The organism is Bordetella bronchiseptica, from assembly GCF_900636925.1.
Lineage (GTDB): Bacteria > Pseudomonadota > Gammaproteobacteria > Burkholderiales > Burkholderiaceae_B > Bordetella > Bordetella pertussis.
Window position 1 is genome coordinate 2,649,335 of sequence record NZ_LR134326.1, and the last position, 23,116, is coordinate 2,672,450.

Sequence of the window (23,116 nt, forward strand, 5' to 3'; positions counted from 1 at the left end):
CCATGTATCCGTCGCTGCCCGACCGACTGCTGCCCGGCCTGCCCGCCCCGCTGGGCGCCACCAGCGACGGCCTGGGCGTGAATTTCGCCGTGTTCTCGGCCAACGCCGCGCGCATCGAGCTTTGCCTGTTCGACGCGCGCGGCCGCAAGGAGCTGGCGCGCCTGCCCATGCCCGAATGCACCGACGAGGTGTGGCACGGCTACCTGCCCGACGCGCAGCCGGGCCTGGTCTACGGCTATCGCGCCCACGGGCCGTACAACCCGCGCGCCGGCCATCGCTTCAATCCGCACAAGCTGCTGCTCGACCCGTACGCCACCGCCCTGACCGGCGCGCTGCGCTGGTCGGACGCGCTGTTCGGCTACCGCATGCAGCACCCGCGCGCCGACCTCAGCATGGACCGGCGCGACAGCGCCGCCGGCGTGCCCAAAGCCGTGGTGACCGAGCCGGCGTTCCACTGGGGCGCAACGCGGCGCCCCGCCGCGGCGTGGGCGCACACGGTCATCTACGAAGCGCACGTGCGCGGCGTGTCCATGCTGCGCAGCGACCTGCGCGAACCCATCCGCGGCACCTGCGCCGCCCTGGCCGACCCCCGCTTCATCGACCATCTCCACCGGCTGGGCGTCACCGCGCTGGAACTGATGCCGGTGCATGCCTTCCTGCAGGACCGCACCCTGGTCGAACGCGGGCTGCGCAACTACTGGGGCTACAACACCCTGGCGTACTTCGCGCCCGAGCCGGCCTATCTGGCCGACGGCCAGCCCCACGACCTGCGGCGCGCCATCCGCCGCCTGCACGCGGCCGGCATCGAAGTCATCCTGGACGTGGTCTACAACCACACCTGCGAAGGCAACGAACTCGGTCCCACGCTATCGTGGCGCGGGCTCGACAACGCCAGCTATTACCGGCTGGTGCCCGGCGACGAGCGCCGCTACATCGACGACACGGGCACCGGCAACACCCTCAACCTGTCGCATCCGCGCGTGCTGCAGATGGTCATGGACTCGCTGCGCCATTGGGCCGTCCACTACCGCGTCGACGGCTTTCGCTTCGACCTGGGCGTGACCCTGGGCCGCGAGGGTACCGGCTTCGATGCCGGCAGCGGCTTTTTCGACGCCTTGCTGCAGGATCCGGTGCTGGCGCGCGTCAAGCTGATTTCCGAACCCTGGGACGTCGGCCCCGACGGCTACCAGCTGGGCCGCCACCCGCCCGGCATGGCCGAGTGGAACGACCAGTTCCGCGACACCGCGCGGCGCTTCTGGCGCGGCGACCCGGGCATGGCCGGCGCGCTGGCGACGCGCCTGACCGCCTCGCGCGACGTGTTCGACCACCGCCACCGGCGGCCCTGGAGCAGCATCAATTTCGCCGCCGCCCATGACGGCTTCACGCTGCAGGACGTGGTCAGCTTCGCCGAGCGCCACAACGAGGCCAACGGCGAGGACGGCGCCGACGGCCACGGCGAGAACTACAGCAGCAACTGGGGCGTCGAGGGAGCCGCCAGCAGCGCGGCCATCCGCGAAACCCGCGCCCGGGTGCAGCGCGCCCTGCTGGCCACCGTCATGCTGGCCGACGGCACGCCCATGCTGCTGGCCGGCGACGAGTTCGGCAACAGCCAGGGCGGCAACAACAACGCCTACTGCCAGGACGGCCCGATGGGCTGGCTGGACTGGGCCGTCGCCCAGAGCACGCCGGGCCGCGCCCTGACCGCCTACGCCGCACGGCTGGCGGGGCTGCGCCGCGCCCACCCGAGCCTGCGCGCGACGCGCTACGGCGACCCCGCGCACCAATGGCAGGAAGGCCTGGGCGCCATCGACTGGTTCAATGGGCGGGGCGCGCCCATGACGTCCGCGGACTGGGACGCGCCCGAAGGCCGTCTGCTGGTCCTGCGCCGCGCCCTGCCGGACCCGGCCCAGCCTGGCCGCGTCGACGTCACCCTGCTGCTGTGCAACGCCGCGGCCGAGCCGCGGCCCTGCGTCCTGCCGGCGCCGACGCTGGCCTGGACCCTGGCGCTCGACAGTGCCTCGCCCGAGGCGCCGGCCGCGCCTTGCGATGGGGGCGAAGCGATCGTGGGCGCGCGCGCCGTGCTGCTGTTGACGGCGTCGGTCGACGGCGCGCACGCGCCATGAACCGGCCGGCCGCCATGGGCGCAACGGTCTGCGCGCCCGGCAAGATCCGCTTCCGGCTCTGGGCCCCCAGCGCGCCGCCCGCGCTCGCCCTGGAGATCGAAGGCCGCGCGCCCATCGCCCTGCGGCCCGGCCCCGACGGCTACGCCCAGGCCATCGTGGACGGCGCGCCCGGCCTGCGCTATCGCTATCGGCTCGCCGCGGATTGCGCCGTACCGGACCCCGCCTCGCGGCTGCAGGACGGCGACGTGCACGGCCACAGCGTGGTAGTCGGACCCGACCGCTATCCGTGGCGCCACACCGGGTGGCGCGGCCGTCCCTGGCAGGACAGCGTCATCTACGAAGCGCATGCCGGCCTGTGCGGCGGCTACGCCGGCCTGCGCCGCCGCCTGCCCGAGGTGGCGCGCCTGGGCGTCACGCTGCTCGAACTCATGCCCATCGCGGATTTTCCCGGCCCGCGCAACTGGGGCTACGACGGCGTGCTGCCGTACGCGCCGGACACCGCCTACGGCACGCCCGATGAACTGAAGGCCCTCATCGACGCGGCGCACGGCCTGCAGATGGGCGTCATGCTGGACGTGGTCTACAACCACTTCGGGCCCGACGGCAATTACCTCCATCGCTACGCCGCCGACTTCTTTGACGCGCGCGCCGACACGCCGTGGGGCGCGGCCATCGACTATCGGCAGCAGGCCGTGCAGCGCTACTTCATCGACAACGCGCTGTACTGGCTGCGGGAATATCGTTTCGACGGCCTGCGGCTCGACGCCGTGCACGCCATGGGCCGCACCGACTGGCTGGCCGGGCTGGCCCGCGAGGCGCGCGCGGCCTGCCCGGACCGCCGCGTCCACCTCGTGGTGGAAAACGACGCCAACCAGGCCAGCCTGCTTGAACAGGGGTTCGATGCCCAATGGAACGACGACGCCCACCATGTCCTGCACCATCTGCTGACCGGTGAGCGGCAGGGCTATTACGCCGACTACGCGCAGGCGCCCGCCGCGCTGCTGGCGCGCGCGCTCGGCGAAGGCTACGTGTACCAGGGCCAGGCCGCGCCCACGCGCGGCGGGCGCGCGCGCGGCGAGCCCAGCGCGCACCTGCCGCCGTGGGCCTTCGTGCTGTTCCTGCACAATCATGACCAGGTCGGCAACCGCGCCGACGGCCTGCGGCTGACCTCGCTGCTCGCTCCCGGCTCGCCGGCCCTGCGCGCGGCCATCGCGTTGCAGTTGCTGGCGCCGCACATTCCCCTGCTCTTCATGGGCGAAGAGTACGGCTCGACCGCGCCCTTCTTCTACTTCACCAGCCACGGTCCCGAGCTGGCCGCCGCGGTGCGCGCGGGCCGGGCGCGCGAGTTCGCGGCGTCGATGCATGATTGCGATCCCCCGCCCGACCCGAACGATCCGGACACTTACCGCCGCTCGTGCCCCTGGCCGCCGCCCGGCGCCGAACGCCAGGCCTGGTTCGAGTACTACCGCGAACTGCTACGCCTGCGCGCGCGCCTGCTGGGCGGGCGCCTGACTGGCGCGCGCGCAGACGGCGCCGCGGCGTTGGGCCCGGCGGCGGTGCGCGCCGCGTGGCGGCTGGGCGATGGCGCCCGGCTCACGCTGTACGCCAACCTGCTGCCCGGCAGCGTCATCGTGCCCGCGCCGCCGGCGGGCCAGCTGGCCTATGCCACACTGGCCGGCGCGGGCCAGGACCTGGCCGCCGGCGTGCTGCGCGGCGGCTGCGCGCTGGCGCTGTGGGAGCCCGCGCCATGAGCGAGAACCAGGCCCTCGCCCGGCTGTGCGCGCTGGCGGGCGTCTCGCCGCGCTGGACCGATGTATGGGGCCGCACGCGTGACGTCGCCCCGCCGGTCTTGCGCGCGGTACTGGCCGCGCTCGACCTGCCCGCGGCCACGCCGGCCCAGGCCGCCGACACCCTGGCGCGCTGGCGCGCCCGGCGTCCGGCCATGCTGACCGCGCGCGCCGGCGGGATGCTGCGCGTGCCCGGCGACGCGGCCGCGCCCTACGCCATCGAACTGGACAACGGCCAGGTGGCGCACGGCCTGGCCGAGCCCGATGGCGCCGGCGGCCTGGCGCTGCGCGCACCCAGGCAACCCGGCTACCACACGTTGCGGCTGGGCAGCGCGTCCATCGCCTTGGCGGTCGCGCCGCCGCGCGCGCCCACGCTGGCGCGCCTGCTCGCCAGTCCACGGCCGCGCCGCTGGGGCGTGGCCGCGCAGATCTACAGCTTGCGCGGCACGGCCGACCCCGATGGCGGCCATGGCGATTTCGGCGCGCTGGCCGAACTGGCGGTCGCCGCGGCGGGCCACGGCGCCGACGCGGTGGCGCTCAGCCCCGCACACGCGCTGTTTGCCGCCGCTCCGCGGCGCTGCAGCCCGTACTCGCCCTCCACGCGGCTGTTCCTCAACATCCTGTACGCGGACCCGCTCGACACCTTCAGCGACGCCGAATGCGCCGCCGCGCGCCGGCCCTCGTCCGGCGCCGACGGCCCCCTGATCGACTGGCCGCAGGCCGCGGGCGCGCGGCTGGCCATGTTGCGGCGCCTGCACCGCGGCCTGGCCGCCGACGACCCGCGCGCCGCCGAACTGGCGCGCTTTCGCGCCGAAGGCGGCCAGGCGCTGCGCGACCACGCCCTGTTCGAGGCCTTGCACGCGGCCAATGGCGCCACCGACTGGCGCGGCTGGCCGGCGGCGTGGCGCCGCCCCGCCGCGGCGCTGGCCGCCGGCTGCGCGCGCGAACATGCGCGCGAGATGGATTTCCACGTCTTTGCCCAGTGGCTGGCGCGGCGCAGCCTGGCGCACGCCCAGGCCGCCGCGCGCGCGGCAGGCATGGGCGTGGGACTGATCGCAGACCTCGCCGTCGGGGTGGACCCGGCCGGCAGCCAGACCTGGGCCCAGCCCGACGCCATGCTCGGCGGGCTGAACGTGGGCGCGGCGCCCGACCTGCGCCACCCCGGCGGGCAGGACTGGCGCCTGACCGCCTGCTCGCCCGCCACGCTCGCCACGCAAGGCTACGCGGCCTACATCGACATGCTGCGCCGCGCGCTGGCCAGCGCCGGCGGCGTGCGCATCGACCACGTACTCGGCCTGGCGCGCCTTTGGGTCATCCCCGAGGGCGCGCCGCCCGACCAGGGCGCGTACCTGGCCTTTCCGGTCGAAGACCTGCTGCGCCTGGCGGCCCTGGAAGCGTGGCGCCACCGCGCCGTGCTCATCGGCGAGAACCTCGGCACGGTGCCGCGGGACTTCAACGCGCGCCTGCGCGCGCACGGCGTGCTCGGGATGGACGTACTGTGGCTGCAGCGCGAGACCGGGCCAGGCGGCGCGGGACGCTTTCGCCCGCCGGGCCGCTGGCCCGCCAGCGCCGTCGCCATGACCAGCACGCACGACTTGCCTACCCTGCGAGGCTGGTGGCAGGCGCGCGATCTGGACTGGTGCGTGCCTGCGCACGAGGCCGACGCGCAGCGCCGGCAGCGCGACCAGGACCGGCGCGCCCTGTGGCGCCAGGCGGCCCCGCCCGGCCTGGCCGCTACGGCGCCGCCCGCCGAGCCGCCCTGCGCCGCCCTGCTGTCCCATGTGGCGCGCAGCCGTGCGCCGCTGATGCTGGTGCCGCTCGAGGATCTGGCGGGGCTGGCCGAACAGCCCAACGTGCCGGGCTGCCCGGACCATCCCAATTGGCGCCGGCGCATGCCCGCAACCGCCGCGGCGATGCTGGTGCAGCCGGCCGCGCGCCTGGCGCTGGCGGCGATCGCCGCGCACCGGGGACGGCCATGATCCGCGCCACCGTCCGCCTGCAGTTGCATGCCGGCTTCACGCTCGACGCCGCCGCCGCCCAGCTGGACTACTACGACGCGCTGGGCATCAGCCATCTGTACCTGTCGCCGGTCGCCCGCGCGCGGCGCGGCTCCACCCATGGCTACGACGTGATCGACCACGCCCAGGTCAACCCCGAACTGGGCGGGCTGGCGGCGCTGCGGCGCCTGGCCGGCGCGGCGCGTGCGCGCGGCATGGGCCTGATCCTCGACATCGTGCCCAACCACATGGCCGCCCATCCGGACAATCGCTGGTGGCGCGAGGTGCTGCGCGACGGTCCGGCCAGCGCCTATGCCGACTGGTTCGACATCGACTGGCGCCCCCCCGGCCGGACCTTGCGCGGCCGGGTGCTGCTGCCCGTGCTCACCTGCGGCGCGCGCGCCGCGCTGGCCAGCGGCGAGATCGGGCTGCGCGCCGGCTCCGACGGCACGCCGGCGCTGCATGCCAACGGGCTGGACCTGCCGTTGGCGCCGGCGAGCCTGCCCATGGCCGCGCTGCTGCTGCACCATGGCGGAACGCCCGCCCAATGGCATGCCTTGCTGCGGGCGCAGGCCTACCGCCTGGCATGGTGGCGCAGCGCGGCGCAGGCCATCAACTGGCGGCGCTTCTTCGAGATCGGCGATCTGGTGGGCGTGCGGGTCGAACGGCCCGAGGTATTCGACGCCGTGCATGCACTGCCCCTGGCGCTGTACCGCGCGGGCCTGATCGATGGGCTGCGCATCGATCATGTCGATGGCCTGGCCGAGCCCGGCGCCTATTGCCGCCGCCTGCGCGCCGAGCTCGCGCAGGCCGGCCAGGCGCGCGCCGCGCGCGGCCTGAGCGCCGAACCCTATGTGGTGGTGGAGAAGATCCTCGGCGACAAGGAGACGCTGCGCGCCGACTGGCCGGTCCAGGGCACCACCGGCTACGACTTCATGAACGAAGCCTCGGCCTGGCTGCACGACGCGCGCGGCGCCGCGCCGCTGGCCGCGTTCTGGCGCGACAATGCCGGCACCTGGCCACACTGGCGCGAACAATTGCGGCGGATACGTCTACGGTTGTTGCGGCGCCACTTCGGCGCCGAGCGGCGCGCGCTGGCGCGCAGCCTGGCCGACTTGCCCGAACTGCGTGCCTCGGCGGCCGCCATCGACCCTGTGCTCACGCAATGGCTGGCCTGCTTTCCCGTCTACCGCACCTATGCCGAAGGCGGCGCCGGCCAGGCCGCCGACCAGGCCTGGCGCCAGACGGCGCAGACCCGCGCCAACGCCCACCTCGACCCTGCCCAGCAGGCGCTGCTGGCCGCGCTCTGCCTGGCTCTCGACGGACGCATGGCGGACGCGCCGCACCGTCTGGCGCTGCGGCGCCTGCAGCAACTCACCCCGCCCCTGGCGGCCAAGGCCCTCGAAGATACCTGGTTCTACCGCGACGGCACCCTGCTCTCACGCAACGAAGTCGGCGCCGCGCCGGCCCAGTTCGCGCTGGGCGGCGGCGCGCTGCGCCGCAGTGTGGCCGCGCGCGCGCGCCGCCATCCGCAAGCCTTGCTGGCCACCGCCAGCCACGACCACAAGCGCGGCGAGGACGTGCGCGCGCGCCTGGCGGTGCTGAGCGAAATGCCGCAACAATGGTGCGACTGGGCCCGGCAATGGCTGGCCGACGCCGGCGGCAGCGCCGCCCCGCCCGCCTGGGCCGACCGCTACATGCTGCTGCAGACCCTGGTGGGCGCCTGGCCCGCCGACCTCGCGCCCGACGACCAGGCCGGCATGGCCGCGCTGTTGCGGCGCGTGGCCGCCTGGCAGGCCAAGGCCCTGCGCGAAGCCAGGCAGCGCAGCAGCTGGACCTGTCCCGACCTGGCCTACGAAACCTTGTGCGCGCGCTATCTGCGCGCCCTGGCCGACGATGGCGCGGCGCTGCCCGCCGTCGCCGCCCTGGCGCGCCGGCTGGCGCCGGCCGGACTGGTCAACAGCCTGGCCCAGACCGCGCTGCGGCTGGGCCTGCCCGGCGTGCCGGATCTATACCAAGGCTGTGAAATGTGGGACCTCAGCCTGGTGGACCCGGACAACCGCCGCGCCGTGGACTACGCCGCGCGGCGCGGCGCGCTGGCCAGTCTCGGCAACGGCGCGCTGGCGCTGCCCGAGCTGTGGCGCGACGGCCGCGCCAAGCAGGCCCTGGTGGCCCGCGCCCTGCAATGGCGCCGCGAGCAACCCGCGCTGTTCGAACACGGCGCTTGCCGCTGGCTGCGCGTCAGCGGCGCGCGCGCCCGGCATGTGCTGGCCTGCCTGCGCACCCGCGGGCCGCAACAGGCCCTGATCGTCGTGCCGCGCGCCAGCGCCCTGGCGCTGGCCGGGCAGACCGGACCGGACCGGGACGCCGCCGCGCATTGGCGCGACACCTGCGTACACCTGCCGGCCGACGCCCCGCCCTGGCGCGACATCCTTACCCACGCCGGCCACCAGGGCCGCGCCCTGGCGCTGAGCGAACTGCTCGCGCGCTGGCCGGTGGCGCTGTGCCGCGTTCAGTCCTGACTGGTCGTCAGCAAGCGGCACACGCGGGCGGTCAGCTCCCCGGGCGAGAACGGCTTGCGTATCAGGCTGACGTCGCGCTCCTGCCGGGCCCAGCCATTCTCGCGTTCATCGGCGTAGCCCGTCATCAGAATGATGCGCAGGGCCGGCCGCAGCGCCCGCGCGGCCTGCGCCAGCGCGTGGCCGTTCATGCCGGGCAGCCCTACATCGCTCAACAACAGGTCTATCCTGGCGTCGCTTTGCAGCAGGCGATGGCCGGCGTCGCCGTCGGCCGCCGTCAGCACGGTCAGGTTCAGCTCCTCCAGCGCCGCGCGCACCATGTCGCGTACATGCTCATCGTCCTCCACCAGCGCCACCACCGCCGCATGCGCGGGCGCGGCGGGCGGCTCGGACGACTCGGGCGCCGGCAGGGCCACGGGCTCGCCCACATGGCGCGGCAGGAACAGCCGCACCGCGGTGCCTTCGGCCTGCACGCTGGCTATCGTCACCATGCCGCCCGCCTGCTGGGCGAAACCATAAATCATCGACAACCCCAGGCCGGTTCCCTGCCCCATCGGCTTGGTGGTGAAGAACGGCTCGAACACGCGCGCCAGCACGTCCGGCGCCATGCCGCATCCCATGTCCGAGACACAGACCTCGACGAACTCGCCCGCCTCGGCGCAGGGATTGGTCTGCACCGCCGCCGCGTCCAGTTCGCGGTGGGCGACCTCGATCTCCAGATCGCCGCCGGCCGGCATGGCGTCGCAGGCGTTGATCACCAGGTTCAGCACCGCGTTCTCGAACTGGTTCATGTCGCAGCGCACCCGCCACGACTGCGCCGGCAGCTTCAGCGTCAGGCGCACCTGCTCGCCCGTATAGCGGCGAAACAGCTCATCCATGGAACGCAGGATATCGCCCGGATCGAACACCTGCGGATCGATGGCCTGCTGGCGCGAGAAAGTCAGCAGCCGTTGGGTCAGCCGCGCGGCGCGGTCGGTCGATTCCTGGGCGGTGCGCACATACTTGCCGACCTCCTCCGGCTTGCCGCGGCGCAGCTTGCGGTCTATCAGGTACAGCGCGCCGGAGATGCCCTGCAGCATATTGTTGAAGTCGTGCGCGATCCCGCCCGTCAGCCGGCCCACCGCCTCCAGCTTCTGCGACTGCCGCAGGGCGTCCTCCGTCTGGCGCAGCACTTCGGCCTGCGCCTTCAGGTCGGTGTCGTCGCGCCCGGCCAGGTACACATTGCCCTCGGCGCGCGACAGGCTCCAGGTAATCCAGTGATAGCTGCCGTCCTTGTGCAGCAGGCGGCTTTCCAGGTGCCGCACCGGCTGCATGCCCTCGGCGGGCTCGGCCTCCAGCGTGGCCTGCATCGACGCCAGGTCCTCGGGATGCACGCCCTCGTCCAGCCCCATCGCCAGGAACTGTTCGGGCGACCAGCCCAATATGGCGCGCACTGCCGGGTTCACCGATACCAGCCGTCCGCCATGGTCGGCCACCGCCAGCAGTTCGGGCGACAGGCGCCAGATGCGGTCGCGCTCGGCGATGGCGTGCTCGACGCGTTGTTCCAGCACGCGCGCGTACTGCGAACGTTCGATCGCTTCGCACATACGCTCGGCCGCTTCTTCGATAAAAGCGATGTCCGTGCCCTTGAGCGGATGGGTCGGATCGGGCCGCACCAGCAAGGTGCCGTCGGCGCGGCCCCAGCGGCGCAGCGGGACCACGATGGCCGAAGGCTGCTGGTTGCCCGCCGGGCCGGCCAGATACGGCGACAGATAGGCCGTGCGCCCCTTGCGCACCGCCTCGTAGTAATCGGGCGTGAGCGGCGCGGACTCCAGCATCGACCGTCCATCGTAGGGCGGCCGCGGCCCCCAGCTTGCGGCGATGCGGTCGCCACGCTGCGGCACGGATTCCATTACCGCCACCGCGCCCAGTTCCAGGTGCCGGCCCAACTCCTCGCACACCATCTGCTCGATCTGGTCCTGCTGGTGGATTTCGCGCATGCGATCGCCCAGGGTCAGCAGGAAATTCTTGCGGTACTGCCGCTCCCACAGCTCGCTCTCGGCCAGCTTGCGCGCCGTCACATTGAGAAACAAGGCCGCCACCCGATCATGCCCTTCCTTGCCGGCGCGGCATTCGTAGCAGGCCTGCGGCGGCCCGGGCGCTTCCACTTCGAACTGCGCCGGCTCGCCGCTCTCGATCACGCCCACGAAGATCCGCATGATGCTGTCGGCCGCGGCCGGACTCATGACGCGCAGCATGGGGCCCAGCGTCTGGCCGACGGCCAGCCCGCTCTGCGTCTCGAATGCCGGGTTGATCTCCAGCAGCGTGAAATCGTCCACGCTGCCCGTGCTGTCGCGCTGCGCCTCGGCCAGGAAGAAACCCTCCTGCATGCGCTCGAACATGCCGCGCCAGCGCACGCTGCTGTTGCGCAGCGCCTGTTCGGTCAGGTGGCGCTCGATGGCCAGCGCCGCGGTGCGCGTCACCAGCGCGATCGCCTCGATGTCCTCGCGCGTGGGCAGGCGCGGCTGGCGATAGTAGTTGGAGAACACGCCCAGGGTGCGCCCGTCGGTCGCCTTGATCGGCGTGGACCAGCAGGCGCGCAAGCCGTGCTGCGTCGCCGCCTCGCGCCAGGGCGGCCAATTGGGATGCACGGTCAGGTCCTCGACATAGACCGGCGTGCCCAGGAACGCCGCCGCGCCCCACGACGCCACGCCCGGGCCGATCGCCGCGCCATCGGTGGCCTGCACATAGGCCGCCGGCAGGCTGGGCGTCGCCACATGGCGCAGGCGCATGCCCGAGTCATCTACGAACGCGATCGAGGTGAGCAGCTCCACGCTGGACTGCGCCTCGACCGCCTGCATCACGTGCAGCAGCACATCGGTCAAGGGCACGCCTGCGGCGATGCGCTGCAGCATCACCCGCTCGTCCTCCAGACGCGCCAGCGTATTCGTCCACGGGCTGGAAACCCGGTCTCCCTTGCGCAGCATCGCGGTCCTCGTGTGGCGGCCATGGCCGGCTGCCGCCGGCCCGATGAACCACTGTATTGCAGGCCGCGCCGGTCATACCACTACGCGAGGTAACACGACGCTACCTGAGCGGCCCCGCCAGCAGCAGCTCCCCGCAGCCCGCCTCGCGCGTGCGTTCCAGCGCCTCGATGACCTGCAGGGCGGCGCGGCGCGCGGCCTCGGCCACCTGCTGGCCGGCCAGCAGGTGGCCGGTAAGCGCAGCACCGAACATATCGCCGGTTCCCTTGGGCGCCGTGTCGACATGGGCATGCTCCAGCACCTGCGCGTCGTCGTGCGTGACCACCGCCACGCGCACCCGGCCCGGCGGCCAGGTGGCCGGCGCCGCGCTGGTCACGATCACCCAGCGGGCGCGCCCGCCCAGCAGGGTGCGGGCTGCGGCGATGGTCTGCTCCATGGTGCCGGTGGGCAGCCCGGTCAGGCATTCCAGTTCGAAGCCGTTGGGCGTCAAGCCCTGCGCCAGCGGCAGCAGATGATCGCGGTACGCCGCGACCATGCCGGGCGCCACGTACACGCCGCTGTCGTGGTCGCCGATCACCGGATCGATGTGCACGCGCAGGTCGGGACGCACCGCCACCAGGCCCGCGATCCAGCGGCCCAGCGCCTCGGCCTGCGCCGGCCCGCCCAGGTAGCCCAGCTGCACCACCCGCACCCCCGCCAGCGCGCCGCGCGCGCCCAGGTCGGCCAGATAACCCTCGAACCAATCCAGCGGCACGGCGCCGCCATGCATGCTCGGATAGTGCGGCGTATTGCTCAGCACCACCGTGGGCACCGCCGCCACCCGCAGGCCGAAGCCATTGAACACCGGCACGGCCACGCTGTTGCCGACCTGGCCGTACACCACTTGCGACTGGATCGACACCACGTCGATGGGCAGCGGCGCAAGCGCCTGCGGATTGGGGGCCGCCAGCTTCATCATTCATCCTCCGCCCGGTCCGCCGCGCCGCTGTCAGGCCAGTAATAATCGTTGGGCAAGGCGCGCGCGCCATAGATCGCCTGGCCGACCCGCACCACGGTGGCGCCTTCCTCGATGGCGATCTCGTAGTCGCCCGACATGCCCATGGACAGCTCGTCCAGGCTCACGCCGGCCGGCGCTTCCTGCCGCAGGCGGTCGCGCAAGGTACGCAGCAGCACGAAGCACTGCCGTACGCGCGCGGCGTCGGCCGACAGCACCGCCAGCGTCATCAGCCCGCGCACACGCAGCGCGCCGTAGCTCGGCAGTTGGCGGATGAAGGCCGCCGCCTCGTCCGGATGCAGGCCGTACTTGCTGGCCTCGCCCGAAGTATTGACCTGCACGTACACATCCAGCGCGCGCCCCTCGGCCTGCAGGCGGCGCTCCAGCGCCTCGGCCAGGCGCACGCTGTCGAGCGCCTGGAACTCGGCCGCGAAGCGCGCCACCAGCTTGGCCTTGTTGGTCTGCAGATGGCCGATCACCGACCAGCGCAAGTCGGCCAGGTCGGCCATGTCCTCCCATTTCCGGTAGGCCTCCTGGACCTTGTTCTCGCCCAGCTCGCGGCAGCCGGCGGCATACGACATGCGGATGCGGGCCTCGTCCACCGTCTTGCTGACCGGCAACAGCCGCACGCCGGCCGGGTCGCGCCCGGCCCGCTGGCAGGCCGCCGCCATGCGGGCCCGCACCGCCGCCAGGTTGTGCTCGAAATCGGCCACGCTGTCGGCGCGGGGGTAACGCGCCGCCGCGTCGGGCGCATCCTGGGCAGTATCGGCGTGCATGGCTGTTTCGAATCCTATAGAATTTGTCCTATGACAAAGTATATAACGACCCAGGCCAGATGAGCATCACCGGCGCCAGCGCGGCCGAGATCTTCGACAGCGTGCGCCAGCTGGCGCAGGCGCGCCGCCTGCTGCCCGGCCAGGCGCTGCCCCCGGTGCGCGAGCTGGCGCAGACGCTGGGGGTCAATCGCAATACCGTGGCCGCCGCCTACAAGCGGCTGGTCGGCGCCGGCCTGGCGCTCAGCCAGGGCCGGCGCGGCACCATCATCCGCGGCCCGTCCGAGCCGGGCGAGCAGGACGGCGCGCATCCCGGTTCGCCCCTGATCGACCTGGCCAGCGGCAACCCCGACCCCGCCCGCCTGCCCGATCCGCTGGCCATCATGGCCGGACGCGCCAGCCCGCCGCGCCTGTACGGCGAAGCCACGGTCGACCCGCGCCTGCAGGCCTATGCAAGCCAGTGGTATGCCGGCGACTGCCCGGCCGCCTTCGAGGTCGATCTCACCCACGGCGCCATCGACGCCATCGAGCGCCTGCTGGGCGCCAACCTCGCCGCGGGCGACACGGTGGCGGTCGAGGCTCCGGGCTTTCTCGGCAGCATCAATGCGCTGCGCGCGCTGGGCCTGCGCGCCGAGGGCGTGGCGCTGGACGCCGCCGGCATGCTGCCCGACGCCCTCGAGCGCGCGCTGGCCGACGGCGCGCAGGCCGTGCTGCTGACACCCCGCGCACAGAACCCGACCGGCGCCAGCCTCACCCGCGCCCGCGCGCGGGCGCTGCGCCAGGTGCTGCAACGCTACCCGCATGTCATGGTCATCGCCGACGACCACTTCGCCCACCTGTCGGCCTCGCCCTATCACAGCCCCATTCCCGCCGCCGCCCTGCGCTGGGCCCTGGTGCGCTCGGTTTCCAAGGCGCTCGGGCCCGACCTGCGGCTGGCCTTCGTCGCCAGCGATCCCGACACCTCGCGGCGCCTGCGCCTGCGGCTGGCCAGCGGCACGACCTGGGTCAGCCACCTGCTACAGGACGTCGTGGCGGGCTGCCTGGCATCCGCGCCGGTGCAAGCGCAGATGGCCCAGGCGCGCAGGGCCTACGCCCAACGGCGCGCCTGGCTGGCCGACGCGCTGCGCGCCGAAGGGATCGCCGCGCAGTGGCCGGCCGACGGCCTGAACCTGTGGGTGCCGCTGGCCCAGGACAGCCCCGCGCTGCTGCTGGAGCTCGCGCATCGCGGCTGGCGCTTGCGCAACGGCAGGTCCTTCGGCGTACGCCAGGACGTCCATGGCCTGCGCATCACCATCGCCACGCTGGAGCACGCCACGGCGCGCCGCCTGGCGCGCGACCTGCGGCTGTGCCTGGACGCGCGGGACGGACTTAAGAAATATCCTACGCTTCTGTAAATAAAGTCCTGACCACATCAACCAGGCGACTTCCCATAATGGGGCGGTTATTTTCCGAACGCCCTCAGATGTCGCGCACCAGCCTCTCTTCTCTCGCCCCCCGCCCGCACCGGCTCCTGTCCCTGGCCTGGGCGGCCACGGTCCTGTCGCTGCGAGTGGGCATGGGCATAAGCGGACTGTTCTGCGCCTGGCGCTACCTGGTCGACTTGCGGCCGGTTCGCCCGCTGTTCGATGGCGTGGCCGCCGGCGCCACGCCGCTGGCGCTCTACGCCGCATTCGAAGCGGGCTGCGCGGTGCTGCTGATGGCCGGCGCCTCCACCCGCATCGCCGCCGCCGGCATGACCGCCGCCCATATCGCCGGCGTCGCACTGGCCTTGCCGGCCCATGGCCTCTGGATACCCCTGCCCTCGGCCCTGTGGCTGGCCTGCCTGGCGCTGCTGTGGTGCCACGGCCCGGGCCCGTGCTCGGTGGATGCCTGCCTGCACCCGGCGGCCATCGCCCCCTTGTCGCCGCCCCCCGATGACCCGGCGCAACGGCCGATTTAGCCTGCTGTTCCAGCGATTCGCGATCGGGCCCTCATATATAGTGCGCGCCATGTCGAAGTTCTCCCGCATCGGCCTGGCCGGCGTGGTGGGCGCCGCGCTCCATGCCATCCTGGCCAACCACCTTGCGCCGGCCGTGCAGCAGCGGCTGCCCATCGGCCGGGTGAGCCTCACATTCTTTCTCGCCCTGCTCAGCGCCCTGGCCGCCGGCGCCGTGCTGGCGCGCCTGGCCCCGCGCGCGCGGGTGGCGGCCCTGGCCGTGGCCGCACTGGCATTCCTGCTGCTGGCCGCCGCCACGACCTGGCTGCAGCAATGCACGCCGGCCCAGCTCGCCGCCATCGATGCCGCCACGCCGCTGGGCTGCAACCTCGGCCTGTACAACCGCGCCCGCGCCCACCTGCCGCCCGATGGCCGGCCGGCCGAGCTCGCGCCGGGAGTCTGGTTCGACCGCCACGGACTGTCCTACGCCTGTCTGCCCCCCGAAGCGCAAGCCACCCACCTGCGCGTCGCGCTGGCCGATTACGCCCTGGCGCTGGTGGGCATGAGCCTGGGCGCCTTGCTGGGCGCCAGGCAACGCAGGCGCCGCGACCAGGATTGATTCCTGTCAATGCGCTGAAAAAGGCGATAACCTATGCTGAACCATGGACAACTCTCAACACAGAGGCTGATATGCTGAAAATCCTGGTTCCCGTGGACGGTTCCGAATGCGCCGTGCGCGCCGTGCGTGAAGCCATCAAGGTCGCCAACGACAGCAAGGGCGCCCAGCTGCATCTGCTCAACGTGCAGCTGCCGCTCATCTCCGGCCACGCCAAGATGTTCCTGCGCCACAACGAGCTGCAAAGCTACTACCAGGCCGAAGGCGAAGCCGCCCTGGCCACCGTCCTGCCCGTCGTCGCCGAGTCCGGCATCCCGTTCGAATCCGAAATGCGCACCGGGCAGTACGGCGAGACCATCGCCAACTACGCCAAGGAGAAACAGTGCGACCGTATCGTCATGGGCACCCGGGGCCTGGGCGCGGTCGGCGGCCTGCTGCTGGGATCGGTGGCGCGCAAGGTGATCCACCTGGCCGACGTGCCGATCACGCTGGTGAAGTAGGTCCCGCGCCCCGCCCGGCCGAGTACCTGCCCATGAGCCGGGCGCGCTTCCTGCGCCTGGCCGGCGCGGCTGCCCTCGGCCTGGCCGCCCCGCGCGTGCCGGCCGCGCCCAGTCTGCTGACGCGGCCGGTCCCGGCCGACGGCTCCCCGCTGCCCGTGATCGGCTGCGGAACCTACATCGGTTTCGACGTCGCCCGGCCCTCGGCCGAGTACGACGCCCTCGGCGAGGTCGTACGGACCTTGTTCGCCGCCGGCGGCACGGTATTGGACAGCTCCCCGATGTACGGACGCGCCGAGGCCGTCACCGGCCGGCTGCTGGCCGAAGCCGGCCTGCGCCAGCGCGCCTTTGTCGCCACCAAGGTGTGGACCAGCGGCCGCGCCGCCGGCCTGGCGCAAATGCAGGCGTCGCTGCGCCAGCTGGGCGGCGAGCGCATCGACCTCATGCAGATCCACAACCTGCTCGACTGGCGCACCCACCTGCCGGTGCTGCGCGAATGGCAGGCCGCCGGCCGCATCCGCTACGTCGGCATCAGCCATTACACGGCGAGCGCGTATGACGAAGTCGAGGCGGTGCTGCGCGCCGAGCGGCTGGACTTCCTGCAGATCAACTATGCGCTGGACGACCGCCAGGCCGCGCAGCGCCTGTTGCCGCTGGCCGCCGACCGTGGCGTGGCGGTGCTGGTCAACCGGCCGTTTGGCGGCGGCGGCCTGCTGCGCCGCCTGGCCGGCCGGCCCCTGCCGTCCTGGGCGGCCGACATCGGCGCAACCAGCTGGGCGCAAGTGTTGCTGAAGTTCGTGCTCAGCCATCCCGCGGTCACCTGCGCGATACCCGGCACCGGCCGGGCCGCCCACATGCGCGACAACCTGGCCGCCGGCATGGCGGCGCCGCCGCCGCTGTCATTCTGGAACGACAAAGCCTAGGCTCAGCGCGCCGGCGCGCTGCGCCACAGCCATACCAGGTCGTGCGGCGCCAGCTCTTCGGGCACGTCGAAACGCAAGGGTTCGGCGCGCGACCCGGCGCCAAAATGCACCTCGACGCGAAAATAGCGCTGGTCTCCTTGCCCGCATGCATCGCGCGCCTGTCCGGCCGCGCTGTGCAGGGCGGCATCGATCTGCGCGCGCAGGGTTGCCGAGCACGCCCCCAGCTCGAAGCGCCGGGTGCGGACCAGGGCCGGCACGAACGCCACGCCGCCTTGGCGCGACACGCGCACTTCCGCGGCCTGCTCCAGCGATGGCAGCGCAATCATGTCAGTACCCCTACATCGGTCCAGGCCTGCCGCACCGCCGCCTGGGCCGCGCCATGGCGGCCGGCCTGTTCCACCGACAGGCGCGCGAACAGGGCGAAATCGGCCTGCGGCGTCAGCGCCGGCAGGCGCAAGGTGTCGTACCAGATCCGGCCGGCCACCTCCCAGGCATGGCCGCCCAGCGCGGTGGCGGCCAGATGGAATGCACGGTTGGGAATGCCGGAATTGATATGCACGCCGCCATTGTCCTCGCCGGTCTGCACGAAGTCCCGCATGTGTCCCGGCTGCGGGTCGCGGCCCAGCAGGGGATCGTCGTAGGCGCTGCCGGGCTGCGCCATCGAGCGCAGCGCGCGCGCCCGCACCTTGGCGGTGAACAGCCCCGCCCCGATCAGCCAGTCCGCCTGGTCGGCGCGCTGGCCCGCCACATGCTGCTTGGCCAGCGAACCGAACACATCGCACAGGGATTCGTTCAACGCGCCCGACTGGCCTTCGTAGCGCAGGCCGCCTTCGTGGTCGATCACCCCGTGCGTCAGTTCGTGGGCGACGATATCGACCGCGATGGTGAAGCGGTTGAACACGTCGCCGTCGCCGTCGCCGAACACCATCTGCGCGCCGTTCCAGAACGCGTTGTCGTATTCCTCGCCATAGTGCACGCTGGCCACCAGCGCCCGCCCCGCGCCATCGAGCGAATGGCGGCCGTAGGCCTGCCAGAACAGCGCATAGGTCGCGCCCAGATGATCGTAGGCCTCGTTGACCGCCACGTCGGCATGCGCGGGCTGCCCTTCGGACCGCACCAGCGCGCCCGGCAATTGCAGGCCGCCGCCGGCATCGTGCACCTGCCTGTCGACCTGCCCGGGCGGGCGCGCGGACGCGGGCGCCGGCGGCGCGGCAAGCCGCACGGCGCGCTGGCTGGTGTCGATGCGCAAGGTGTTGACGGCGCGCGCGCTCAGCCGCGCGTCGGCCGCCTGCGCCAGCCGGTCCAGCAAGTAAGGCGGCACCACGCTCGGGCGCGCGGCTTTCGAGGTAGGTCGCTTCATCGCATTCCTCCTGCCAGGCTGCGGGGCGCCCGATTCTCGCCACGGGCGCGCGTCCCATTCCAGCAACTTTATCCTACCTATTCACTCTTGTATTCTGCGCGGAATTTGCAATAATTAGCGCGCTTGTAAGGAAGTTTTCCTAACTCTTTTTCTTGCCCCTTACGCTCCTGTACGCCGATCAACTTCTGGAACATAGAGATCCCCATGATTAAATCTGACGACGCCGGCAAGCTGATTCTTCGCCTTGCGCTGGGCATTCTGGTCATCATGCACGGTCTGGCCAAACTGAGCAGCGGCGTGGGCGGCATCGCCGGCATGCTGTCTTCGCATGGCTTGCCCGGTTTCCTCGCCTACTTCGCCTACGTCGGCGAAATCGTCGGCCCCCTGCTGATCATCCTGGGCATCTATTGCCGCCTGGGCGCCCTGCTGGTCGTGCTCAACATGGTGGTGGCCATTCTGCTGGCCCACATGGGCCAACTGTTCTCCATCAGCAACACCGGCGGCTGGGCCCTGGAGCTGCAGGGCATGTTCCTGTTCGGCGCGCTCGCCCTGGCCTTCATGGGCGCGGGCCGCTTCAGCCTGGCCGGGTCGGGCGGTCGCTGGAACTAAGCGCCGCGCCGCCGCGCCGCGATCGCAGGGCCGCCTCGGGCGGCCCTGTTTTTTTTGGACGCTTGGTAATCAACTGTCACGCTTGTTGTGTTTCCAACCCGTTACGCTGGCGAACCCCAAGGCCGAAACGACGGCCTAATCCTGACATCGGGATTTATGGACGCCGCTCGCGGCGGATTGCCATGCATACTGCCAAAGCCCCTCTCGCCGCCCTGGCCCTGGCCCTGGGCGTGAGTACGCCACCTGCCCTGGCGCAGGTCGGCTACGACCCTGAACCGGCCTACGACGAGCCCGCCGGCGGCGACCCCGCCGCCGCCAACCTGGCCCCCGTCGAAGTGGCCCGCGAGGCCCCGCCGCCCCTGCCGGTCTACCAGCAACCGCCCGTGCCGGGCGACGGCTACATCTGGGTGCCGGGCTATTGGGCGCTCAACGCCCTGGGGTTCTACTGGGTGCCCGGCGTCTGGATGCTGGCGCCCTACCCGGGCGCGTTGTGGACGCCGGGCTACTGGGCCTACGATGCCGGCTACTACCGGTGGCGGCGCGGCTATTGGGGTCCGCACATCGGCTTTTACGGCGGCATCAACTACGGCTATGGCTACATCGGCTTCGGCTACGTAGGCGGCTACTGGAACCGCGACCGCTTCTATTACAACCGCGCCGTCACCAATGTGAACATCACGCGCGTCACCCACGTCTACGAACGCAGGGTGGTCGTCCAGCACATCGACAGGAGCCGCGTCGGCTACCACGGCGGACCGCGCGGCATCCAGCGGCGCGCCGACCCGCGCGAGATGGCCGCCGCGCGCGAGCGCCACACGCCGCCCACCGACATGCAACGCGACCACGCCCGCCAGGCCGGCCGTGACCGCGCCCAATTCGACGGCGGCGCGCGCCGCGGCCCGGCCCGCACCGCGCTCGAACACCCGCTGTCCGAGCGCGGCCGCGACCAGGCCGCGCCTGCGCCCGGTGCGCGGGGGCCGGCCGGACAAGGCGGCCCGCGCGCCGGCGATGTTTCCGCGCCGCGCCGGGACGCGCGCCCCAGCCCGGACAGCGTCCCGCGCCAGGCCGGCGCGCGCCAGGAAAATACCCGCCAGGAAAACGTCCGCCGCAACCAAAGCACGCCGCGCCAGGAAAGCGCCCCGCGCCAGCACAACGCGCCGCGCCCCGAGCGCGCGCGGCCGGCCGAACCGCGGCGCGACGCCGGCAGCCCTCCCGAGCGGTCATCGCGCCCCGCGCCGGCGCCGCGCGCCGAATCGCGCCCCCAGGCAGAGCGCGCCGCCTCGCAGCCGCGCGCGCCTGGCCGCCAGGACGGCGGGGGCAAGGCCGAACGCGGCCCGGGCGAGCGCGGCAACGGCGGCGGACGCGGGCGCGACGGCTAGGTCCTTCCGTCCTGCTGGACCGATCCGCCGCGAGGCCGCTACAGTAAGGGCATCGGCCCGCCTCGCCGGGCCCTGCCCATCCGGAGTTCATCATGTCACGCCCCGCACTGCTGTTGGCCGCCCTCCTGTCCATCGCGGCGCCCGCCGCGCACGCCGCCCTGCCGGTGGGCGCGCCCGCGCCCGATTTCAGCGCGCAGGCTTCGCAAGGCGGCAACACCTTCACCTTCGAACTGGCGCAGGCGCTGCGCCAGGGGCCGGTGGTGCTGTACTTCTATCCGGCGGCCTTCACCCAGGGCTGCACCATCGAGGCCCGCAATTTCGCCGAGGCCATCGACCAGTATCGGGCGCTGGGCGCCACCGTCATCGGCGTCTCCGGCGACGACATCGAAACCCTGCGCAAATTCTCGGTCAGCGAATGCCGCGGCAAATTTCCGGTGGCCGCCGATGCAGACGGCGCCATCATGAAGGCCTACGATGCCGTGCACGACAGGCGGCCCGAATACGCCCAGCGCATTTCATACGTGATATCGCCGCAGGGCCGCATCGTCTACGAGTTCACGGACATGAGCCCGGACCGCCACGTCGCCAACACCCTGCAGGCCTTGCGCGACTGGCAGGCCAGGAAGAAATAGACGCCCGCGCGCATCCGGCCGTCAACGAAAGCGGCCTGGCGCGTCTTGCCGCGCCAGGCCGCAATCACTCGCCCTCAATCGGGCGCGCAGGTTCTGAAGCCGCCGCCTACGGCAGGATTTCGCGCACGCTCTCGGCCGGGCGGCACAGGCGCGCGCCCCGCTCGGTGACGACGAAAGGCCGGTTGATCAGGATGGGGTTGTCGACCATGGCATCGAGCAGGCCCTCGTCGTCCACGCCGTCCAGGCCCAGTTCCTGGTAGATCGGCTCCTTGGCGCGCACCGCCTCGCGCACGCTCAGCCCGGACTGCTGGATCAGGCCGGCCAGCGTCTGGCGCGACGGCGGCGTCTTCAGGTATTCGATGATGGTGGGCTCGATGCCCGCGTCGCGCAGCATTTGCAGCACGTTGCGCGACGTGCTGCAACGCGGGTTGTGGTAGATGGTGGCAGACATGCAGACTCCTCGGTGGAACATCAGGCCACCCTATAGTCTACCCGCGGCCGCCTGCATTCAGCGAAACGGCCACACGGTCGGGTGCGAACCCGGTGGCATGGCCGGCCGCGTCCAGCGCGCCGGCGTCAACGAGAACTGCGCCGCGTGGCGCACGGCGGTCAGCTCGCCGAACCCCGACTCCTCGGCATACAGCAGCTCCTCGATCGGCGGCATCGGACAGGCGAGCCCGTCGGGCACGCGTCCCAGCTCGCGCAGCCAGCGCGCCGTGCTGGCCAGCGACACGCGCACGTGCCAGCTGCCGCCCTCGATACGCTGGCGCGCCAGCGCGGCCAGCGCGCCGAAGGCCATCAGGTAGCCGCTGGCATGATCGAGGATCTGCACAGGCATGGCCTTGGGGGCTTCCTGCCCGGCCGCCTGGGCCTCGGCATGGTTGAAGCCGGTGGCCGTCTGCACCAGCGAGTCGAAGCCGCGCCGGCCGGCCCACGGACCGCTATCGCCGTAGGCCGACAGCGACACGTACACGATGCCGGGACGGATGCGCGCGGCGTCCTCCGGGCCGAAACCCAGCGCCTGCAGGCCGCCGGGCCGGTAGCCCTGCACGAACACATGCGCGCTGCGCAACAGATTGCCCAGCGCAATGCGGCCGTCGGCGGTCTCGAGGTCGGCGTGCACCGACAGCTTGCCGCGGCTGGTGTCGATGATGTTGTCGATATTGGGCAGATGCGGCGAATTGATCAGCATCACGTCGGCGCCGTAGGCGGCCAGCGCGCGTCCGCATACCGGGCCGGCGATGATGCGCGTGAGATCGAGCACGCGGATGTCCTGCAGCGGCGTGGCCTCGTGCCCGTACTTGGGCAGAGGCCGCGGATCGGCGTTGTCGATGCGTTCGATGCGCACCACCGGCTGCGAAGCGGTCGCCAGGCCTTGCGGATGGCGGTCCCATTGATCGAAGCTGCGCATGGCGGCGACCACCATGCCGGCATCGGCGGCGACTTGCTCGAAATCGCCCGCGCGCCAGCGCGCCAAGGCGCGCTCGACCATTTCGCGGGTCGCGGCCTCGCCGGGCGGACAGCCCAGCAGCGCCAGCGCGCCGTCGCGATGGTGCGGGAAATTGGCATGGATGCGCACCCAGCCGCCGTCGCCGCATGGGTAGACGCCGGTGATCTTGTCCCAGATATTGGGCGTCACGCCGTTGATCTTGAAGTAGCTGCGGCACTCCTGCGCCGCGTGGCGCATGTCCACCGCCACGCGTTGGCGCTGCCCGCCGCGCAGATGCCAGATCTCGGCCGCGGCCAGCGCGGCGGCCGCGATGCTGGCCTGGGCGGCCGTGCCGACGGCGAACGACGAGGGCAGCACCGGCTCGGCGCCATGCAGCTCGACGTGGTCGAGCGCCTCGTCGGGCAGGCCTGCGGCGCCCCACAGGTTCTGCAGGGCTACCCGGGCCCCCTTGGCGGTATGTGCTTGCCCTCGCGCCACGGGCGGGTGGAGATCCTTCAGGTTTCCCATTGCAGTCTTCGGTGCTCACGAGCTGATGAGGCGATTACATGTCCAGCCCTGGGTTGCGTCAAGATGCGGGCG

Annotated in this window: 19 protein-coding genes; 12 read left to right on the forward strand and 7 right to left on the reverse strand. The window is 72.2% G+C overall.

Annotated features, from left to right (window positions below):
• The first annotated feature begins 2 nt into the window (after positions 1-2).
• From glgX to treY, 4 genes are read left to right on the forward strand one after another with little or no spacing between them, the layout of a single operon-like run.
• A complete protein-coding gene (glgX, locus tag EL288_RS12400) occupies positions 3-2,123 on the forward strand; it encodes a glycogen debranching protein GlgX (RefSeq protein ID WP_126621949.1) in 2,121 nt (706 codons plus the stop codon).
• Positions 2,120-3,874: a malto-oligosyltrehalose trehalohydrolase gene (treZ, locus tag EL288_RS12405; RefSeq protein WP_033456568.1), complete on the forward strand. Its 1,755-nt coding sequence runs from the start codon at positions 2,120-2,122 to the stop codon at positions 3,872-3,874. The genes glgX and treZ overlap by 4 nt, the downstream gene beginning before the upstream one ends.
• A complete protein-coding gene (malQ, locus tag EL288_RS12410) occupies positions 3,871-5,889 on the forward strand; it encodes a 4-alpha-glucanotransferase (protein ID WP_126621950.1) in 2,019 nt (672 codons plus the stop codon). Before treZ ends, malQ begins: the two co-directional genes overlap by 4 nt.
• On the forward strand, positions 5,886-8,429 hold the full coding sequence (gene treY, locus EL288_RS12415) for a malto-oligosyltrehalose synthase (RefSeq protein ID WP_033452366.1): 2,544 nt from the start codon (positions 5,886-5,888) through the stop codon (positions 8,427-8,429). Before malQ ends, treY begins: the two co-directional genes overlap by 4 nt.
• On the opposite strand, the gene EL288_RS12420 is transcribed toward treY, so the two are convergent.
• The 3 genes from EL288_RS12420 to EL288_RS12430 all read right to left on the reverse strand — a co-directional run bounded on the left by EL288_RS12420 (position 8,420) and on the right by EL288_RS12430 (position 13,159).
• Positions 8,420-11,392 (reverse strand): GAF domain-containing protein, encoded by a 2,973-nt coding sequence (locus tag EL288_RS12420; protein WP_033450964.1) that lies wholly within the window; start codon positions 11,390-11,392, stop codon positions 8,420-8,422. The genes treY and EL288_RS12420 overlap by 10 nt on opposite strands.
• A 100-nt stretch (positions 11,393-11,492) precedes the next feature.
• Complete coding sequence (gene pdxK, locus EL288_RS12425; protein WP_050483032.1) at positions 11,493-12,347, reverse strand: pyridoxine/pyridoxal/pyridoxamine kinase; 855 nt, start codon at positions 12,345-12,347, stop codon at positions 11,493-11,495.
• Entirely contained in the window at positions 12,344-13,159 is an 816-nt protein-coding gene (locus tag EL288_RS12430; RefSeq protein ID WP_126621951.1) for a YggS family pyridoxal phosphate-dependent enzyme, read from the reverse strand. Before EL288_RS12430 ends, pdxK begins: the two co-directional genes overlap by 4 nt.
• A gap of 59 nt (positions 13,160-13,218) precedes the next feature.
• On the opposite strand from EL288_RS12430, the gene ptsJ reads away from it, so the two are divergent.
• The 5 genes from ptsJ to EL288_RS12455 all read left to right on the forward strand — a co-directional run bounded on the left by ptsJ (position 13,219) and on the right by EL288_RS12455 (position 17,107).
• The gene (gene ptsJ / locus EL288_RS12435) at positions 13,219-14,550 is read left to right on the forward strand and encodes a MocR-like B6 salvage transcription factor PtsJ (RefSeq protein WP_126621952.1); all 1,332 of its coding nucleotides are present in this window, start codon (positions 13,219-13,221) and stop codon (positions 14,548-14,550) included.
• 38 nt (positions 14,551-14,588) lie between these two features.
• Complete coding sequence (locus EL288_RS12440; RefSeq protein WP_003811324.1) at positions 14,589-15,095, forward strand: hypothetical protein; 507 nt, start codon at positions 14,589-14,591, stop codon at positions 15,093-15,095.
• Between the two features lie 49 nt (positions 15,096-15,144).
• Positions 15,145-15,690 carry a hypothetical protein gene (locus EL288_RS12445; protein ID WP_225665619.1) on the forward strand — a complete coding sequence of 182 codons (546 nt, stop codon included), beginning with the start codon at positions 15,145-15,147 and terminating at the stop codon, positions 15,688-15,690.
• Positions 15,691-15,761: 71 nt separating this feature from the next.
• Positions 15,762-16,187 (forward strand): universal stress protein, encoded by a 426-nt coding sequence (locus EL288_RS12450; protein WP_003811322.1) that lies wholly within the window; start codon positions 15,762-15,764, stop codon positions 16,185-16,187.
• Between the two features lie 32 nt (positions 16,188-16,219).
• Positions 16,220-17,107 carry an aldo/keto reductase gene (locus tag EL288_RS12455; protein WP_010926674.1) on the forward strand — a complete coding sequence of 296 codons (888 nt, stop codon included), beginning with the start codon at positions 16,220-16,222 and terminating at the stop codon, positions 17,105-17,107.
• A 2-nt stretch (positions 17,108-17,109) separates the two neighbouring features.
• On the opposite strand, the gene EL288_RS12460 is transcribed toward EL288_RS12455, so the two are convergent.
• Both EL288_RS12460 and EL288_RS12465 read right to left on the reverse strand, forming a co-directional pair.
• Entirely contained in the window at positions 17,110-17,433 is a 324-nt protein-coding gene (locus EL288_RS12460; protein ID WP_003811320.1) for a protealysin inhibitor emfourin, read from the reverse strand.
• Positions 17,430-18,467, reverse strand: a complete 1,038-nt coding sequence (locus EL288_RS12465) for a M4 family metallopeptidase (protein WP_003811319.1) — start codon at positions 18,465-18,467, stop codon at positions 17,430-17,432. Before EL288_RS12465 ends, EL288_RS12460 begins: the two co-directional genes overlap by 4 nt.
• A gap of 204 nt (positions 18,468-18,671) precedes the next feature.
• On the opposite strand from EL288_RS12465, the gene EL288_RS12470 reads away from it, so the two are divergent.
• The 3 genes from EL288_RS12470 (at position 18,672) to EL288_RS12480 (ending at position 21,087) form a co-directional block, all read left to right on the forward strand.
• Entirely contained in the window at positions 18,672-19,076 is a 405-nt protein-coding gene (locus EL288_RS12470) for a DoxX family protein (RefSeq protein WP_003811318.1), read from the forward strand.
• Positions 19,077-19,258: 182 nt separating this feature from the next.
• A complete protein-coding gene (locus tag EL288_RS12475) occupies positions 19,259-20,455 on the forward strand; it encodes a YXWGXW repeat-containing protein (RefSeq protein ID WP_126621953.1) in 1,197 nt (398 codons plus the stop codon).
• Positions 20,456-20,547: 92 nt separating this feature from the next.
• Positions 20,548-21,087, forward strand: a complete 540-nt coding sequence (locus tag EL288_RS12480; RefSeq protein WP_003811316.1) for a peroxiredoxin — start codon at positions 20,548-20,550, stop codon at positions 21,085-21,087.
• Positions 21,088-21,193: 106 nt separating this feature from the next.
• Here EL288_RS12480 and arsC read toward each other — a convergent pair whose 3' ends face one another.
• Positions 21,194-21,538, reverse strand: a complete 345-nt coding sequence (gene arsC / locus EL288_RS12485; protein WP_003811315.1) for an arsenate reductase (glutaredoxin) — start codon at positions 21,536-21,538, stop codon at positions 21,194-21,196.
• A gap of 57 nt (positions 21,539-21,595) precedes the next feature.
• On the reverse strand, positions 21,596-23,044 hold the full coding sequence (locus EL288_RS12490) for a CoA transferase (protein WP_003811314.1): 1,449 nt from the start codon (positions 23,042-23,044) through the stop codon (positions 21,596-21,598).
• Positions 23,045-23,116: the final 72 nt, after the last annotated feature.